The 17,112-nt window shown below is 65.1% G+C and carries 11 protein-coding genes; 3 read left to right on the top strand and 8 right to left on the bottom strand.

Going from position 1 to position 17,112, the window contains the following annotated elements:
- Window positions 1–5: 5 nt before the first annotated feature.
- The 3 genes from flgK (at window position 6) to P0Y43_RS14505 (ending at window position 7,277) form a co-directional block, all read left to right on the top strand.
- Window positions 6–2,051, top strand: coding sequence for a flagellar hook-associated protein FlgK (flgK, locus tag P0Y43_RS14515; RefSeq protein ID WP_275637946.1), 2,046 nt, complete (start codon window positions 6–8; stop codon window positions 2,049–2,051).
- Window positions 2,052–2,064: 13 nt separating this feature from the next.
- Window positions 2,065–3,633: a flagellar hook-associated protein 3 gene (locus tag P0Y43_RS14510; protein WP_275637945.1), complete on the top strand. Its 1,569-nt coding sequence runs from the start codon at window positions 2,065–2,067 to the stop codon at window positions 3,631–3,633.
- Between the two features lie 74 nt (window positions 3,634–3,707).
- The gene (locus P0Y43_RS14505; RefSeq protein WP_275637944.1) at window positions 3,708–7,277 is read left to right on the top strand and encodes a glycosyltransferase; all 3,570 of its coding nucleotides are present in this window, start codon (window positions 3,708–3,710) and stop codon (window positions 7,275–7,277) included.
- Between the two features lie 89 nt (window positions 7,278–7,366).
- On the opposite strand, the gene P0Y43_RS14500 is transcribed toward P0Y43_RS14505, so the two are convergent.
- From P0Y43_RS14500 to P0Y43_RS14465, 8 genes are read right to left on the bottom strand one after another with little or no spacing between them, the layout of a single operon-like run.
- The gene (locus P0Y43_RS14500; protein ID WP_275637943.1) at window positions 7,367–11,779 is read right to left on the bottom strand and encodes a glycosyltransferase; all 4,413 of its coding nucleotides are present in this window, start codon (window positions 11,777–11,779) and stop codon (window positions 7,367–7,369) included.
- The gene (locus tag P0Y43_RS14495) at window positions 11,776–12,192 is read right to left on the bottom strand and encodes a sugar 3,4-ketoisomerase (RefSeq protein WP_275637942.1); all 417 of its coding nucleotides are present in this window, start codon (window positions 12,190–12,192) and stop codon (window positions 11,776–11,778) included. Before P0Y43_RS14495 ends, P0Y43_RS14500 begins: the two co-directional genes overlap by 4 nt.
- Before the next feature lie 2 nt (window positions 12,193–12,194).
- Window positions 12,195–13,331, bottom strand: coding sequence for a DegT/DnrJ/EryC1/StrS family aminotransferase (locus tag P0Y43_RS14490; protein WP_275637941.1), 1,137 nt, complete (start codon window positions 13,329–13,331; stop codon window positions 12,195–12,197).
- Window positions 13,315–13,797 carry an acyltransferase gene (locus tag P0Y43_RS14485; RefSeq protein WP_275637940.1) on the bottom strand — a complete coding sequence of 161 codons (483 nt, stop codon included), beginning with the start codon at window positions 13,795–13,797 and terminating at the stop codon, window positions 13,315–13,317. The genes P0Y43_RS14490 and P0Y43_RS14485 overlap by 17 nt, the downstream gene beginning before the upstream one ends.
- The gene (locus tag P0Y43_RS14480; protein WP_275637939.1) at window positions 13,794–14,942 is read right to left on the bottom strand and encodes a CDP-glycerol glycerophosphotransferase family protein; all 1,149 of its coding nucleotides are present in this window, start codon (window positions 14,940–14,942) and stop codon (window positions 13,794–13,796) included. The genes P0Y43_RS14485 and P0Y43_RS14480 overlap by 4 nt, the downstream gene beginning before the upstream one ends.
- Window positions 14,935–15,606, bottom strand: a complete 672-nt coding sequence (locus P0Y43_RS14475) for an NTP transferase domain-containing protein (protein ID WP_275637938.1) — start codon at window positions 15,604–15,606, stop codon at window positions 14,935–14,937. The genes P0Y43_RS14480 and P0Y43_RS14475 overlap by 8 nt, the downstream gene beginning before the upstream one ends.
- Window positions 15,582–16,184, bottom strand: coding sequence for an HAD family phosphatase (locus P0Y43_RS14470; RefSeq protein ID WP_275637937.1), 603 nt, complete (start codon window positions 16,182–16,184; stop codon window positions 15,582–15,584). Before P0Y43_RS14470 ends, P0Y43_RS14475 begins: the two co-directional genes overlap by 25 nt.
- Window positions 16,181–16,948, bottom strand: coding sequence for a class I SAM-dependent methyltransferase (locus P0Y43_RS14465; protein WP_275637936.1), 768 nt, complete (start codon window positions 16,946–16,948; stop codon window positions 16,181–16,183). Before P0Y43_RS14465 ends, P0Y43_RS14470 begins: the two co-directional genes overlap by 4 nt.
- Window positions 16,949–17,112: the final 164 nt, after the last annotated feature.

Here is a 17,112-nt window from a genome sequence, read left to right as displayed (position 1 = left end):
CAACCATGGCGAGTTTGATCAACATTGGCATGTCGGGGCTGGGAGCGGCCCAGTCGGGGATGTACACCCTGGGTAACAACATCGCCAATGCCGATGTGGAAGGTTATTCCCGCCAGCAGAACGTGCAGAGGACCAAAGGCTCGCAGCAGTACGGGCAGGTCTTCATGGGCAGCGGCACCACCCTGGCCGACGTGCGCCGGGTGTACAACTCGTTCCTCGAGAACCAGCTGCGCACCACCACCTCGCTGTCCAGCGACGCCAACGCGTACCTGAACCAGATCAACCCGCTGGACACCGCCCTGTCGAGCAGCGACACCGGTATCACCGCCGCGCTGAAGAACTTCTTCACCGCCATGCAGGACGCCGCGGCCAAGCCCAACGAGGATGCTTCGCGGCAGTTGCTGCTGACCAGCGCGCAAACCCTGGCCAAGCGCTTCAACACCCTGTCGGCGCAGCTCAACCAGCAGAACAGCAACATCAACGCCAACATGGGCTCGATCGCCGAGCAGGTGAACAAGCTCACCTCGACCATCGCCCAGTACAACGAGCAGATCGCCCGTGTGTCGGCGATCCAGGGCAAGCCCAACGACCTGCTCGACCAACGTGACGCCGCCGTGCGCGAGCTGAACAAGCTGGTCGGCACCGAGGTGGTCGAGCGCGAAGGCAACTATGACATCTACCTGCCCAACGGCCAGGCCCTGGTGCTGGGCAAGACCACCCAGACCCTGGAAGTAGGCCCTAGCCGCAACGACCCGACGCGCATGGCGCTGATGCTCAACCGCGGCTCGACCAAGATGGACATCACCGACAGCACCACCGGTGGCGAGCTCGGTGGCCTGCTGCGCTACCGCAAGGAGACCCTGGACCCGGCGCTCAACGAGCTGGGCCGTGTGGCCCTGGTGGTGTCGGACGCGATCAACAAGCAGTTGGCCCAGGGCGTCGACAAGAACGGCGAGTTCGGCGCCATGCTGTTCGGCGACATCAACAGCGCCAAGGCCATCAGCGAGCGCAGCGTCGCACGCCTGGGCAACAGCGCAGGTTCCGGCAACCTGAACGTGACCATCAAGGACACCGGCAAGCTGTCGACCAGCGACTACCAGGTGACCTTCACCAGCGCCACCGGCTACAACGTGCGCAAGCTGCCGGAAGGCACCGACATGGGCAGCTTCGACCTCAACGACAACCCGCCGCCGGTGATCGATGGCTTTACCCTGGCCCTCAATGGCGGCCCGTTGAGCGCCGGTGACAGCTTCAAGATCACCCCCACGCGCAATGCCGCGGCGACCATCGACACGACCTTGATCGACCCCAAGCGCCTGGCGTTGTCGGCGCCACTGAACGCCACCAACGGCGCTGGCAACAAGGGCACCGGCGCGGTCACTCCGCCGACCCTGACCTCGCAGTTCGACATCTACAACCCGGCCCAGAGCGCCGACCTGCAGACGGGCCTGAAGTATTCCACCCCCGTGAAGCTGGTGTTCGGTAACGACACCGCCTCGCCGCAGGCCTACACGCTTTATGACGCCAAGGGCAACGCGATCGGCACCGGCACCATCATTCCCGGCCAGAGCAACAAGCTGCAGTTGTCGGTGCCGATGGTCGACGGTGCCGGCAACCCGATCATGGACGGTGCCACGCAGAAGACCTTCACCTTCGAGATGGACGTCTCCGGCGCGCCGAAGGACGGTGACAGCTTCACCGTGTCGTTGACCGGCGCAGGCTCCGCCGACAACCGCAACGCCAAGTCGGTGATCGACCTGCAGACCAAGTCCACTGTCGAGGTGGGCGCCGACGGCAAGGGCATCAGCCTGACCGATGCCTATGCCAAGCTGGTGTCCAATGTTGGCGGCAAGGCCGCCCAGGCGAGCATGGACAGTGACGCCACCACGGCGCTGCACAAGTCGGCGACCGATGGCCGCGACGCAGTGTCGGGCGTATCGATCGACGAAGAGACCGGCAACCTGGTCAAGTTCCAGCAGTACTACACCGCGTCGTCGCAGATCATCAAGGCGGCCCAGGAAACCTTCGCCACCTTGATCAACAGTCTTTAAGGAGCCGTAGACCGTGCGCATCTCCACTTCGCAGTTCTACAACACCAGCAGCACCAACTACCAGCGCAGCTTCTCGAACCTGGTGAAGACCCAGCAGGAGTCGAGCGACGGCATCCGCGTGCGCACTGCCGCCGACGACCCGGTGGGGGCGGCGCGCCTGTTGCAGTTGGAACAGCAGCAGAACATGCTCGAGCAGTACAGCGGCAACATCACCAACGTGCGCAATGCGCTGGGTACCAGCGAGAGTACGTTGAACGCCATCGGCAGCATCCTGCAGCGCGTCAACGAGCTGGCCATCAGCTCCGGCAACGCCGGTTTCACCGATGCCGACCGTAAGGCCAACGCCAACGAGCTGGCGTCGCTGGAAGAGCAACTGTTCTCGCTGATGAACAGCAAGGACGAGAACGGCAAGTACCTGTTCTCCGGCTCCAAGGGCGATACCCAACCCTACCTGCGCAACGCCGATGGCACCTACAGCTACCAGGGTGACCAGGGGCAGTTGAAGTTGCAGGTCGGCGACATGCTCAGCCTGGCCGCCAACGAGACGGGCTACGACGCTTTCGAGCAGGCGCTGAACACCAGCCGCAGCCAGACCCGCCTGACCGCCCCGGCGGTCGACGATGGCCGCGTCAGCCTGTCCAACGGCCAGGTTTCCGGTAGCGCCACCTACAACGATCGCTTTCGCAGTGGCGAGCCGTACAGCGTCGAGTTCCTCAGCAGCACCCAGTACCGCATCCTCGACGCCGGGGGCAACGATGTGACCCTGGAAGCGTCCCAGGGTGGCAAGTTCGACCCCAAGGGCGACAACACCACCGTCTCCTTCCGGGGCGTCGACCTGCGCCTGAAGATCAGCTTCCAGGCCGGTGACGAGGCCAACCCCGACGCCGCCATCGCCGGCCACAGCTTCGCGCTGAGCTCCAAGCCCGACGCCATCGGCGGTACGCGTAGCGCGGGCAATACCTCGGCGGCGCAGATCGACAGCGCGACCATTGCCAACCAGGGCCAGTACAACGCTTCGTTCCCGGGCGGTGGCGCGATTCTCAAGTTCACCAGTGCCACCGACTTCGAGCTGTACGCGGCACCGCTCACCGACAGCAGTCGACCGATTTCCACCGGCACCCTGGCGGGCAACACCGCCACCGCCTCGGGCGTGAGCTTCCAACTGTCCGGTGCGCCGAATGCCGGTGACTCGTTCGCCATCAAGGTCGATACCCACCAGACCCAGAACATCCTCGACACCATCGGCCAGTTGCGCGCGGCGTTGAGCAGCCCGGTGGACAACGACCCGCAGGCCAAGCAGAACTTCCAGGCCGCGCTGGATTCGGCGATCGGCAATATCCGCAGCGCCACCAACCAGGTCAGCTCGTCGATCAGCTCGATCGGTGGGCGCGGGGCGGCGCTCGACGTGCAGGCCGAGACCAACGAGGCGCTGGGCACCGAGAACACCAAGACCCAGAGCTCGATCCGCGAAAGCGACCCGGCCACGGTGATGCTGCGCCTGCAGATGCAGACCAACATGCTCCAGGCGTCGCTGCAGTCGTACGCCAAGATCGCCGGGTTGTCGCTGGTCAACTACATCTGATTCCCCCTCCTGCTTCATTTCCCGTGCGCCAGGCCCCTTCGGCCTGGCGTACCGCCCGCTGAAGGTTCCCCGCCGTGAACGCACATCCCGACGTCAGCATCGTCATTCCCGCCTTCAATCCGCGTTTCTTCGCCATGGCCTTGCAGAGCGCGTTGGCGCAAAGCTACGAGCGCTTGGAAATCCTGGTGTGCGATGACAGTGAAGGCGAGGACATCAAGGCGATTGTCGATTCCTTCGAGGGGGTTGGCATCGTGCCGGTGCGGTATGTGCGCAACGACACCCGCCTTGGCTTCGTTGGCAACCTGATCAAGGGCGTGGCGTTGGCCAGCGGGGACCTTGTGAAGGTGCTGTGCGACGACGACCGGCTGTTTCCCTATTGCATCGCCCGCCAGGCGAGCGTGCTCCAGGCGCATGCCGACACCAGCCTGGTGATCGCCCAGCGGGTGTTCTCCGATGGCGATAACTGCATGCTTCCGATGCGTCTGTCGAACGCGCGCTTCGTCAGCACCGACACCCTGTTCAAGGGTGATGACATGCTGGGCTTCCAGGATGGCCATGCATTCAGCTTCCTTGGCAACTTCTCCGCGGCCTTGATGCGCCGTGCGCAGGCGCTCGAGCTGCTGCGGGCGTTGACCCAGGACGGGCAGGGCTTCGTCGCGCTGTTGGATCAGGCGCTGTTCAGTTGCCTGATGCGCCGCGGCAACATGGTCATGATCGCCGACGCCCTGGCGGTCGAGCGTCTGCACCCGCAGCGGCTGAGCAAGCAGCCGGAAGTGGCCCAGGCCGTTGCCGTGGAGTGGGGTTGGCTGCAGCAGATGCTGGTGGCGCGGGGCGGAGAAGCCGCCCCCGCGAGCGGCTGGGTGCGGCAGGTGCCCTTGGCCTTGGCGGGGCTGGCGCCGAGGCAATGGCAGGAAACCAACCTCAAGCTGCTGCTGAGCAACTGGCAGACCTGCATGCTAGGGCGCGTGGGCAGTGAATGCGAAAGTTACGATGAGTTCTACCAACAGTGGCTACAGGCGCGTCGCTTCACTGACGTCCAGCGTCGCCAACTGCCGCAGGTGTTGTCGGCATGGCCACGCCAGCCTCGGATCGTCACGCTGGTTCTCGACCCCCAGGGCGATGCCGCAGCAGTGCGGGAAACCCTGGCCAGCCTTGCCGCACAGATCTACCCGGCGGCAACCTGTCGGGTTTTGAGCGCGGCGCCCGGGCAGACGCTCGACGCCAGCGCGACGTATCTTGAGCTGGAGCAGGATTGGGTCTCGCAGGTCAACCGCGAAGTCGAGACGCTTTCTGACGACGACTGGGTCTACATGCTGCGGGCCGGTGACCTGCTCAGCGAGTCGGCGCTGTTGATCCTGGCCGAGCGCATCGCATTGTTCCCGGGCCTGGCCAGTCTCTACAGCGATGAGGCGACCTGGCTCGATGGGCGATCGCAGGAGCCGGTGTTCAAGCCGGACTTCAACATCGACTTGTTCCGCAGCTATCCGTTTGTCGGGCGCACGTTGGCATTCGCCTGTTCCGAGCTCAGGGCACTGGACGGTTTCGACCCTGCGTTCGGCGAACTGGCTCCGCATGACCTGCTCTGGCGCCTGGTGGAGACCCGAGGCCCACAGGTGATCGGGCACATCGCCGAGGTGCAGGTGCAATGCGGGTTCAGCTACGCGCAATGGATGTCGTCGACGGCGGTGCTCGAGGGCAATGGCCCGCTGGTGCAGGCGCACCTGACCCGTCTGGGTATCGAGCATCGCCTTCACCAAGGCGCCTTGCCGCTGTTGCACCGTGTGGAGTATCTCCACGCGGAACAGCCCATGGTCTCCATCATCGTGGCCTGCGGCGATGACCTGGGCAGCCTGCAGCAATCCGTGCAGAGCGTGATCGAACAGACCACGTACCCCTGCTACGAGGTCGTTGTCGTCGCCGGTGGCGAGGTCGACCCGGAAACGGCGGCATGGCTCGAGGCGATGGCCGAAATCGGCGGCGGTATCCTGCGGGTGGTGCGGCTGCCACTGCGCGGCGACGACGGTACGCTGTTCGACGGCGCCGCCAGGCATGCCGCGGGTGACTACCTGCTCAAGCTGTCCAGCGCGCTGCGCGTGACCCAGCCCGACTGGCTCGATGCGCTGCTCGAGCAGGCGCAACGTCCCGAGGTCGGTGTGGTGGGGGCCAAGATCATCGACCGCTTCGACCGCGTGGTCGAGGCCGGCATGGTGCTGGGTGTCGAGCAGGCGGTTGGCCCGGCGTTCGTCGGTGAAGATGTCCAGGCGCGGGGCTACCTGCAGCGTCTGCAGGTGGTGCAGAACTGGAGCGCGGTGTCCGGTGACTGCCTGCTTGTGCGCAAGTCGCTGTGGGACAGCCTGGGAGGCCTGCGCGCTCGGCAGTTCTCCTCCGGGTTGAGCGAGATCGACCTGTGCCTGAGGGTGACCGCAGAAGGCTACCTGGTGGTCTGGACGCCCTATGTGCACATGCGCTCGGTGCCGGGCGACGCCGCGCTCGAGGTCGCACCGAAACGCGAAGTCGAGACGCGCGCGTTCGTCGACCAGTGGCTGCCCCGGTTGATCAATGACCCGGCCTACAACCCCAGCCTGAACCTGACAGCGGCTAATTTCGCCGTTGAGCCCATGCTTCGAGGCAGCTGGAACCCGCTGTGCGCCAGGGTGGTGCCGTCGGTGCTGGGCTTGCCGATCAACGCCTCTGCGGTGGGCCACTACCGCGTGTTGCAGCCGTTCATCGAGCTCGAGGCCGCGGGGAGGGTGATCGGGCACGTGGCCCATGAGTCTCCCAATACCGTGCAACTGGCGCGGATGAACCCGGACGTCATTGTCCTGCAGCTTCGCCATACCGCAGGAACGGCGCAGGATATCGAACGTATCGCACGGATTTCGCAGGCACGACGGGTCTTCGAGATCGACGACTATGTCCTGGCGGCGCCGTCCAAGAACAGCCATGCACGCAACAAGCCTGCGGACATCGAGCAGCACCTGCGCAGGAGCATCGGTTTGTGCGACCGCGTGGTCGTCACCACCCACGCGTTGGCGAACGCGCTGTCGAGCATGCACCGTGATATTCGCGTGGTGCCGAACACGCTGGCACCGCATTTGTGGACAGGCTTGCAAAGCCTGCGGGGAACGTCCTCCAAGCCACGCATCGGCTGGGGGGGCGGAACCAGTCATACCGGGGACCTGGAAGTGATCGCGGAGGTCGTGAAGGAGCTGGCCGAGCATGTCGAATGGGTATTCTTCGGCATGTGTCCGGAAGGCCTGCTGCCCTATGTCCATGAGTTCCATCCGGCGATCGGCTTGCAGGATTACCCGCGCAAGCTGGCCAGCCTGAACCTGGACCTCGCCCTGGCGCCGCTGGAGTTCCATATCTTCAACGACTGCAAGAGCAACCTGCGGCTGCTCGAGTATGGCGCCTGCGGCTACCCGGTGGTGTGTTCCGATACCGAAGCCTACCGGGGCGACTTGCCCTGTACCCGGGTGCGCAGCAATAGCACCGGCGAATGGCTGGAGGCTATCCGCATGCACCTGAGCGATCCGGTGGCCAGCTACCAGATGGGCGACGCGCTGCGCGAACGGGTGCTGCGCGAGCATGTGCTGCGGGGCGATGCCCTGGCTGCCTGGGAGTGGGGTTGGCTGGCCGACTGATACGGCAGTAGGGCCTTCGCGGGCGAGCCCGCGAAGGCCCTACTGCCGCCCACAAGGACGGTGGGCGGCAGGCTTGCCTGGTGTGAGCCTCAGTTGGGCAACCAAGCGCGGCGCCAGGCATCCAGGTGGCGTTCATCCAGCATCCAGTCCCGGCGTACCTTGGCTTGCAGGTCGTCACCCAGGCGTGCAGCGGCCTCCAGGTCGTCCAGGTGCATGCGGATGGCACTCAACCATGCCTCGTCCTGATTACCCACCCGGGTGACGGGCAGGCCAGCGGTTCGATAGCCGCGCACGTCGCTGCAGATCACCGGGTAGCCACAGGCACCGAATTCCAGCAGAGGCAGGTTGTCCTTGTGCTCGTTGAGCGCGTTCTGCTCCCGTGGCGCCAGCACCAGGTCGAGGTTCAGCGCGGCCAGCAACGCCGGGTAGCGTTCGGCCGGCACTTCGCCGTGCAGTTCGTGCAAGTAGGGCCGCAAAGGCTCCGGGCAAACCCCGAGCAAGACCCATTCCACGTCGCCAGCCAATGCCTTGACCACTTCACGGAGCATCAGCAGGTCGTGGCCGTCGTGCGCCCCTCCGACCAGCCCGACGCGAGGCTTCTGGCCGGCTCGACGCTGGCCCTGCAGCGAGGCCCATGCGGGCACTGGCAGGCGGCTCTCGATGATCTGGATGTCCTTGTGCAGCCCGCTGAACGCTTCGGCCAGCGAGGCGGTGGGCACCACCAGGCGGTCGACCAGGCCGAGCGCGCGTTGCAACGCCGCGGGAATATCGCCTGGCATGTCCATGGCCTGCCGGAGTTCGACCGGCAGCTCAGGCAGATACAGGTCCAGGTCGAATACCTTGAACGCCCGGGAGAAGGTTTTCATCCGGTGCATGGCCGCCAGGCGCGGGTCACCGATTTCCCGCTGCAGGATGATGCTGTCGGGCTCATAGCGCTCGAGGTCCGGCAGGTGCATCAGCCCCAGCGAAAGGGCACCTTCGACTTGTGCGGCCTGTTGCAGGGCGGTGAAAGGTTGCACGACCCGGCAGTGCCCGGCCGCGGACAGGTCCGCAGGGTGCGCCAGCACCGTCGGCAGCGGTTTCCAGGAGGACAGCGGGCGCCAGGACAGCGCCGAGCCGGCCAGTTGGAAGCCACCCTTCTGGATCAACGAGAGGTTGGGGTTGTACGCGGTGTCCCTGGCCAGTACCGGCAGCCATTTCTCGTACATCGCGTCTTCTTCTTCCGGCGCAGCGGCATCCGCGACCTGGCCGCTGAGCAGCAGCTGCGCATTGGCGGCCCAGACGTTCAGGTAACCTGCCTGCCTGGCCCGCAGGCATAGGTCGACGTCCTGGTAGCGTGCGGGGATGGCTTCGCTCAGGCCGTCGAGCGCCTGGTACAGCTCGCGGGCGATCAACAGGCACTCGCCGCTGACCGCGCTGTAGTTCTGGTCCACCTGGATCCGCTGCATGTAGCCTGGAGCGTCCGCGGCCATGCCGACGAAGGGGCGCCCGGCTGGCCCCTGCAGACCGAGGATCAAGCCGGCGTGGCTGATCTTGCCGTCCGCGGACAGCAGCTTGGCGCCGACGGCGCCGACTTCCGGGCGTTGGGCGTGGTTGAGCATTTCATCCAGCCAGTCTTCGTCGTAGACGGCGGCGCGTGGGGAAAGCAAAAGCAGGTAGTCGCCGCGGGCCTGTTCGGCGGCGCTGTTGAGCGCCGTTGCCGGGTTGGCGTGCGCCGCGGCGTAGCCCAGCGGGCGCAGGCGCGCCTCGCCCAGTTGGGCGAGTGCGTTGAGCCAGCCGTTGACTTCGGCTGCCGCAGGGTCGCTCTCGATCAACAGCAGTTCGTAGTGGCGGTGGCGGGTGTGCTGAAGCACGCTTTCGACGCAGCGCTGCAGGTAGTTCAGGTCGCTGCCGGCGAGGATCAGGATCGACACCAGGGGTTGCTGTCGATGGCCATAGCGTATCCGGTACTGGCCGGGCTTGTCGCAAAGGACCTCGGGCGACTCGTACCCGCGTGCGTGCAGGTGGCGGGTAATGGCGTTCCTCTCGTCCGCTACGTCGGCCAGTTGCGGTGAGTCGCTGATCAGCAGTGGCTCGGCGATATGCCCCAGGCCATCCAGGCCGCCGAGGTCGATCAGGCGCAGGATCAATTCGAATTCCGGGCTTTGCCGATAGCGCGTATCGAATCCGCCGGCCGCGACCACGACGTCGCGGCGCAACAGCCAGTGGCGCCCCATCGAGGCCGGAAGGCTCAACAGGTAGTCGAGGTTGAAGTCTGGCCGCAGCACCGCACCGACCTGGCCCTCGTTCTGACGATACAGGCCATCGCAATAAAGGGCCCGGCAATCGGGGGCGTTCAACAGCTCGAGGCCGGCGACGAGCAGGCCTGCGGGGGTCATTTCGTCCCCGGCATCGAGCAGGCAGAACCAGTCGAAGGAAGGCTGCGTGAGCACCTGGTTGAGTTGCGCCATCCAGTTGTCCGCGGTCACCTGGATGACCTGGCCGGCGAAGTCCTGGGTATCGCGCTCAGCCACCGTGAGCAACAGCGCATGGACGTTGCCATAGGCCAGCCTTGCCAGGGACGCCTGCGTCGCGGCTACCTTGGCCGGGGAGCCTTCGAGGTCGAGTACCAGGATGCCGAAGCGTGGCCCTTGGCCGTGCTGTTCGAGGCGCTGTTCGACCCGTTCACGCTGTTGCGGTGACAGGGCGCGTTGGGCGAACCAGTCCTGCACATCGGGCGCCTCGGGTTGGTCTTCCTCGATCAGGCCGAGGCGTACCAGCATCTTGTGGCGCCCGGCGCGGACGGTGTCGCTGTCCAGGTCCCAGTGGCGGGCATAGAGCTGCTGGTAAAGCGCGGGGTAGTCCTTGAAGGCTTGATCCGAGCGTCGCGTGGGGTCGGACTGGGCGGCGCGCATGCGTGCCTCCACCGTTTCGCGGCGCACGTGCCGGAAGCTGGCGCGCAGCGCCAGGCGCATCAGCAAGTCCCAGTCCTCGAATGCCGGCAATTGCTCATCGAGCCCGCCTACGGCACCGATCAGCTCGCGCGGGCAGGCGAAGGTGTTGACCGGAATATAGTTGTTATAGAAAAGCCATTCCTTGGAGAACTCACCATGCCGATAGCGCTGCTCGCGGCGCTGCTCGACCCGGGCGTCACCCTCCAGCGTTTCGGTGACCAGTACGGCGTCGGTGTAGACCACCTCCCCGGGATGACGCTCGATCGCCTCGGCGAGGGTCTGCAGGTGGTGCGGCAGGTACAGGTCGTCATCGTCCAGGTACACCACGTAACGGCCCCGTGCCAGGCGGTGGCCAGCGTTGCGAGCGGCCGCCGGCCCCTGGTTGCGCCCCTGGCGCAGGTAGGTAATGGGAAACGCGTAGTCGTCGAGCAGGGATTCGACCGGCGCACCCTTGTCGTTGACCAGAATGACCTCGAAGTCCTTCCAGGTCTGGTTTGCCAGGCTGTCGAGCGCATCGACCAGCAATCGCGGGCGATTGAACGTGGTGAGGATCACGCTGAACAGGGTGTCGGCTTCGACCGTCAGGCGCGGCGCCTCGAACAGCATCTGGCGGATCGCTTCCTTGCGTGTTGCGAAGCGTGCCTGCACCTCGCTCGGGTAACCCGCCAGGCGCCTGAGGTAGAGCTGCCAGATGCCACCGGCGCCTTGCTGCATGCGCCTGCGTGCCTCGGGCACGGCAAGGTTCAGCTCGAGGATGCGGGTATGCTCGGCCAGGGGTTTGTCGGAGGCGTAGAACTTCTGCGAGATCTGCCCGCCATGGATACGGTAGCCAACGGTTGCCTGGTGCAGGAACAGGAAATCCGGTGCGGCCTGGGCGATGCGTGTCCACAGTTCCCAGTCGCCGGCCAACATCTCGTCGCGGTGGACGTAGCCGTCCTCGAGGGTGAAGCGAGGGAGGGCGCTGCGTCTGAAGATGGCCGCTGAAGGGGTGATGTAGCTGTCATGCGTCAGCAGGTCGACCAGCTCGTCCCGGCCACCCACGTAGCTGCTGTCGCGATGCCCCGGGTGCACGGCGTGCTTGAGCAACTGGCCGTGCTCGTTGATCCACAGGCACTGGGTGTAGCCCAGTGCCACCTGCGAATGCTGGTCCATGGCCTCGACGAGGCTGCGCAGGTGGCCCGGGTAGATCACGTCGTCGGACCCCAGCACCACCACGTAGCGGCCACTGCCGGCGTGCAGGCATTGGTTGTAGTTGCCGATCATGCCCATGTTGCGTGGGTTGACCTTGTAGCTGAAGCGCGGGTCCTGGCGATAGCGCTCGAGCACCTCCAGGCTGTCGTCAGGCGAGCAATCGTCGAACACCAGCAGCTCGAGACGGACGCCTTCCTGAGCCAGGACCGACTCGACGGTTTGCCCGATGAAGGCGGCATTGTTGTAGGACATCACCGCTACCGTGACATCCACGTCGGACACCTTCGGCTTGCGCTGGCGGGCCTTGATTTCCCGCAGTTGTGCCAGCCCGTTGAACAAGCGCGCCAGGGCTGCGTCCTGAATGTTCGACTGCGTCATGCCTGCCCCCTCTGCACAGCGGCGCGGAACGCGTCGTAGTCCCGGTAATAGTCGTTTTCGTCATAGCGCTCGGAGGCCAGGACCATGCAGACCGAACCGCTGGAGAAGTTGTCGATCTCGCGCCAGATCATTGGCGGTATGTAGAGCCCGTAGTACGAGCGGTTCATGTGGTACTTGAAGCATGTGCGGCCGTCATCGAGCAGGATGTCGAAGCTGCCGGACATGGCGATGAGCAACTGGTGCAGGCCCTTGTGTGCGTGGCCGCCGCGGTGCGAGCCGCCCGGCACGTCGTACAGGTAGTAGACGCGTTCGATGGTGAAGGGAATGTGCTGGTCGGACTCGATGAACGTCAGGTTGCCTCGAGGGTCCTCGATCTTGGGCAGATCGATGATCTTGCAGTCTTTCAGTGACATGACTATTCCTTTGGCAGGGACGAGGCAGCGGGGCCGGTGAAGCTGTTGCAGGCATCGATGACCGCCTCGACCAGCGCTTCGGGCATACCGGGATACAACGGCAGGCTCAGGACCTGTGCGGCGAGTCGGTCGGCGACCGGCAAGTGCGCGCCGCTCAGTTCGGCATAGGCGGTTTGCCGGTGGATCGGGATCGGGTAGTGGATCAAGGTGGGGACTCCACAGGCGTGCAAGTGCGCCTGCAGCGCATCGCGCTGGGCGCAGCGCACCACGAACAGGTGCCATACATGGGCTTGCCGGGGTTCGCTGAGCTTGGGCAGGGTGATCGACGGGTTGTCGATGCCGTGCAGGTAGCGCAGGGCCAGGTCGGCCCTTTGCCTGGCGTCGTCGTTCATCCGGCCCAGTTTCACGCTAAGGAGCGCCGCTTGCAGCTCATCCAGGCGCGAGTTGGTGCCCTTGACCGTATGCACGTACTTCTCGCTGGAACCGTAGTTCCCCAGGCGGCGTACCTCATCGGCCAGCGCCTTGTCCTGGGTGGTCACCGCGCCCGCATCGCCCAGGGCGCCCACATTCTTGACCGGGAAGAAGCTGAAGCCCGCGGCATCCCCCAGCGCACCCGCCGACACGCCCTGCGCATCCTGTGCGCCATGCGCCTGCGCGGCATCCTCGATGAGGAGCAAGCCGTGGGCGTCGGCGATCGCGCGCAGCCTGGCCATATCGGCCAGTTGCCCGTACAGGTGAACGGCGATGATCGCCCCGGTGTGCGGGGTGATCGCCGCCTCCACGCGGCATGGGTCGATCACGAAGCTGTTTTCTTCGGGGTCCACGGGCACCGGTATGCAGCCGGCCGCGTTCACCGCCAGGGCGGTGGCGACGAAGCTGTTGTCGGGTACGATCACCTGTGCCCCAGGCGCGAGCCGGCCCAGCTGTTGGTAGCCCTTGAGGATCAAGGTCAGCGCATCCAGGCCGTTGCCCACGCCAATTGCGTGCTCCACGCCGCACAGCGCCGCGAACTGCCGCTCGAAGGCCGACACTTCCTGGCCCAGCACGTACCAGCCGGAACGCAGGACCCTGACGAAGGCCTCGGTCAGTTGCGTTTCATCGCGTGCCGTGAGCAGTTGCAGGTCAAGAAAACGATGCATGGTCATCATCCATATAGCGCACGATGCGGGCTGGGTTGCCGACCACCAATGCCCGTGCCGGTACGTCTCGGGTCACGACGGAACCGGCGCCGACCATGGCGTGCTCGCCGATGGTCAGGCCCGGCAGGATCACCGCGCCTGCGCCGATGGAGGCGCCGCGCTCGATGCGGGTTTCGGGACAGCGCTCCGGCCATTGCCGGGAGCGCGGGAAGCGATCGTTGGTGAACGTCGCGTTGGGGCCGATGAACACATCATCGGCCACGCGAAGCCCATCCCAGAGTTGCACGCCGCACTTGACCGTGACCCGATCGCCCACTTGCACATCGTTCTCGATGAAGCAATGTGCGGCGATATTGCAGTCACGGCCGATGCGGGCCCCCGGCAGGACCACGACGAACTGCCAGATGCGGGTGCCGTCGCCGATCGCGCTGCTTTGCACGTCGGCCAGGGGGTGGTGAGCGCTCATGCCATCAGGTCCTTGAGCACGTTCAGGGCGCGCTGCCCGGCCTGCCCATCGAAGCCGTGGAAGAACTCCTCGATCGCCGCACGGCGGCGCTCGCCGAGCTGGTCTTCGCCGCTGCGCAGTTGGTCGAGGAAGTGCGCGACCTCGGTAGCGCTGCTGGCCGACTGGTAATGCCGGACCACGCTGCGGCCCTCTTCGTTGAGCCCAAGGCCATGCGGGTTGTGCAGGTACAGCACCGGCTTGCCGGTGGCCAGGTACTCCATCAGGAACGAGCCGACATCGCTGAGCAGTGCGTCACTGGCTGCGAAGGCATGGCGATGGTCGGTGTGCTCGTCGATGATGACGCCACGGGCCTGCAACGCTTGCTTGAGCGCGTCGATGCCGGCTGCGTCGAGGATGTTGAGGTTGCTCAGCTTCTTCCAGAGCAGCGGGTGCGGACGGAAGATCAACGCCAGCTCAGGGCGTTGGGCGAAGGCCTCGAAGATGTCGGCGGCGAGCACGTCGAAGGTCGACCAGAAATCACCGTCGATGGAAAAATGCGCATTCCACAGCACCGCTTGGCGATCGCCGATGGCCTGCCGAAGTGCCGGGTCGACCGGGAAAGCCTCCAGGTTCGCCAGGCCATCCATGCGTGGGTGCCCGGTGACGTGGACATGCCCAGCGCCGCTGGGGCAATGGCGCGCGAACATCTCGCGCACACCTTCGGAACGCACGAACACCGCCGTGGCACCGGCGATGACCGGCTGGCCGTACTGGTAGACATAGTTGTGCGCGCCGCCCCCGACCTCCAGCCCATAGGGAATGTAGGCCGTGCAGCCCACCTGTTGGCGCAGGTTGGCGAAGCGATAGGCGGGCGGGCGGGTTTCGTCGTAGGGGGAGGTGTAGATCACCGCGTCGAAGCGAGCGTCTTGCAGCTCGAACGCATCCCAGGCCACGAAAGGCACGCCTGATTCGTTCAAATGCGCTTCGCAGGTCTCGCGCTTCCATTGGTAATCGTTGTGGATGAACGGCAGCATCACGACCGTCACCTCGATATCCGCGTCGTCGCGGGCCGCCTCCCATAGCGTGCGGACGTTGCCCCACGACTCGGGCAACTGATAGAGGATGGCGATGCGGCGCTTGCCCGTCACGGGCGTGTCGTTATGCATGTTCGGTCCTGGATTTCCAACCACTGGCCAGCACCTGGCAAGCCATGTCCAGGTCGGCGGTGGTGTCGATGTCGAAGGCTTTCAGTTCCATCGCACGTATCGGCAGGAAGGGCTCTATCGCCTGGTAGACGAACTTGGGTTGGTCGACCACCAGGTGCGGCTCGATGACGGCGATGCCGGTCCATTCGTGCTCCGGCTGAGGCGTGCGGGTAAAGCCGACGACGGCTTCGCCTGCCGCGTCCAAGGTCACGCGCACGCCATCGCTGGTGGTGTAGCGGGATATGCCGATCAGTTGCGGGTGTTCGTTCGCCGCTTCGATGAACGCGCGGAACGAAGCGTCTTCCACCAAGGTGTCGGCGTCGATCATCAGCAAGCGCTCGTCCAGGTGCCGCGCGACCAGGTGCAGGCTCTGCAAGGTATTGGTTCGCAGGTAGTCCGGGTTGCGCACCACGATCAGGTCCGGGCGCAGGGCCATGGCATGGGCAATGACGTCTTCTTCCTGGAAGCCTACGACCAACCACACGGTTTCAGCCCAGGACAGGCGCTCCAGGTGATAGTCGAGCAGCGAGCGGCCGCTGACTTCCACCAGGCATTTGGGTTTGTTCAGGCCCAGCCGCGAGCCGATCCCGGCGGCGCAGATCACAACATGCTTAATAGGCGACATAGGGTTCTACCGTCGTTGATGACGAAATCACTGAGCTTGACCAGCAGGGGGTTCGGGGCATGGGTGCCGCCAAAGGCGATGCGCCAGTTGGCGGCCTCGAACATCGGCACATCGTTCATGCCATCACCGACCGCGATCACCCGATCGAAGCGGTCGCGCAGGCTATCGATCGCGTCGCCTTTGTGCAGCACATGGGCGATGCCGGTGAGGCAGCCATCCTCCATTTCCGCAGTGGAGGTGAAACTCTGGATGCCCAGGCGATCCAGTATCGGGCGGACCCAGACGTCCAGGTTGCCGGTGACCACGAAACACTGCTCTGGCCGCTGCAGGATGAACTCGAGCATGTGCTGGTCGAACTCCACCTGTTCGCGCAGGGCGGCGTGAATCCAGTCGAGCCTCGCATCGCGCAGCAGGCGCACGCGCAGCTTGAAGGACTTGTCGAATGGCAGGACGCCATTGATGGTGGCCTGTGTGAGGACGGATATCTCGTCCTCAAGCCCCACTGAAGAGGCGATCAGCGGCAGCAGCTCCTGGCGCGTCAGCGTGCCGTCGAGGTCGAAACAATAGGCGGTGGTCATGGCTGTGCTGCCTTTTGCACAATGGTGTAGTACTGGCGGGTTTCGGCACGCTTCTCCAGTTCCGCGGCGAACAGGAAATCAGCGGCGCGCACGCTGAACTGGCCGGGCTCCAGGGCGCGCGCCAGCAACTGGTCGAGTTCGTCGATGGTGCGGTAGATGGCCGAGTACTCGTGCTGCAATTCGCTGGAGTAGAAGCGGTCGAGGGTGAAGCGATCGGAAACGCCGACGGGTTCGCGCAGGTAGATCTGGCCGCCAGGTGCGCAGAGCTGGCTCGCCTGGGCGAGCAGCTTCAGGCAGTCCTGGTCGTTCAGGTAGATCAGCAGCCCTGAAATGATCACCAGGTCATAGGGCGGGGCGAGTGCCAGGGCGTCCGGCGCGATGGCAGTGGCCGACATCACCTGGAAGCGCAATTGGGGTTTGCCGCGGCGTATCGCCTCGGCCTCGGCTTTCTCGACCAGCGAGGCGGAGAAATCGATGCCCAGGTAGTGCGCCTCAGGCGCCTGGTCATGCACGAACCACCCCCAGCGGCCAATGCCGCTGCCGATATCCAGGACGCGGCTGCCGATGCCCAGCCTCAGCTGGGGCGCCAGCACGCTTTTCTCCGTCGCGTCGCGCCGTTCGACCAACTCGGGATGGTTGTCCTGATACATGGTGGCGCTGAGCACGTTGGCATACTCGGCCTTGCCCCGCTTGTCGAAAAAGGCCTGGGTCGAGCTGTAGTCGATATCAATCCGCTCACCTTTCGATCGGCCTTGGGTGGTCATAGTCGTTCTCGTACAGGTGGATGTAGGTGGCCATTGCTGTGCTTGTGGCTCGCCGCGCGTCAGTCTTCCGACGTTGGGCGAGGGCAAGCAAAAGGTCTGCCAACCCTCCAGGCCCGACCGTCGGGCTGGCACGGCGGGGCTGGGCCGGGCGGGCGATCGCCAGG

The sequence above is a fragment of the Pseudomonas entomophila genome, assembly GCF_029193575.1.
Taxonomy (GTDB): Bacteria; Pseudomonadota; Gammaproteobacteria; order Pseudomonadales; family Pseudomonadaceae; genus Aquipseudomonas; species Aquipseudomonas entomophila_G.
The sequence above is the reverse complement of the archived record's forward strand: the minus strand, read 5'-3'. Positions and strand labels throughout refer to the sequence as shown.

Coding starts and splice junctions, on each gene's coding strand:
- flgK (WP_275637946.1), top strand. CDS start 6: ATGGCGAGTTTGATCAACATTGGCATGTCGGGGCTGGGAGCGGCCCAG.
- P0Y43_RS14500 (WP_275637943.1), bottom strand. CDS start 11,779: ATGACGCAGTCGAACATTCAGGACGCAGCCCTGGCGCGCTTGTTCAAC.
- P0Y43_RS14495 (WP_275637942.1), bottom strand. CDS start 12,192: ATGTCACTGAAAGACTGCAAGATCATCGATCTGCCCAAGATCGAGGAC.
- P0Y43_RS14490 (WP_275637941.1), bottom strand. CDS start 13,331: ATGCATCGTTTTCTTGACCTGCAACTGCTCACGGCACGCGATGAAACG.
- P0Y43_RS14485 (WP_275637940.1), bottom strand. CDS start 13,797: ATGAGCGCTCACCACCCCCTGGCCGACGTGCAAAGCAGCGCGATCGGC.
- P0Y43_RS14480 (WP_275637939.1), bottom strand. CDS start 14,942: ATGCATAACGACACGCCCGTGACGGGCAAGCGCCGCATCGCCATCCTC.
- P0Y43_RS14475 (WP_275637938.1), bottom strand. CDS start 15,606: ATGTCGCCTATTAAGCATGTTGTGATCTGCGCCGCCGGGATCGGCTCG.
- P0Y43_RS14470 (WP_275637937.1), bottom strand. CDS start 16,184: ATGACCACCGCCTATTGTTTCGACCTCGACGGCACGCTGACGCGCCAG.
- P0Y43_RS14465 (WP_275637936.1), bottom strand. CDS start 16,948: ATGACCACCCAAGGCCGATCGAAAGGTGAGCGGATTGATATCGACTAC.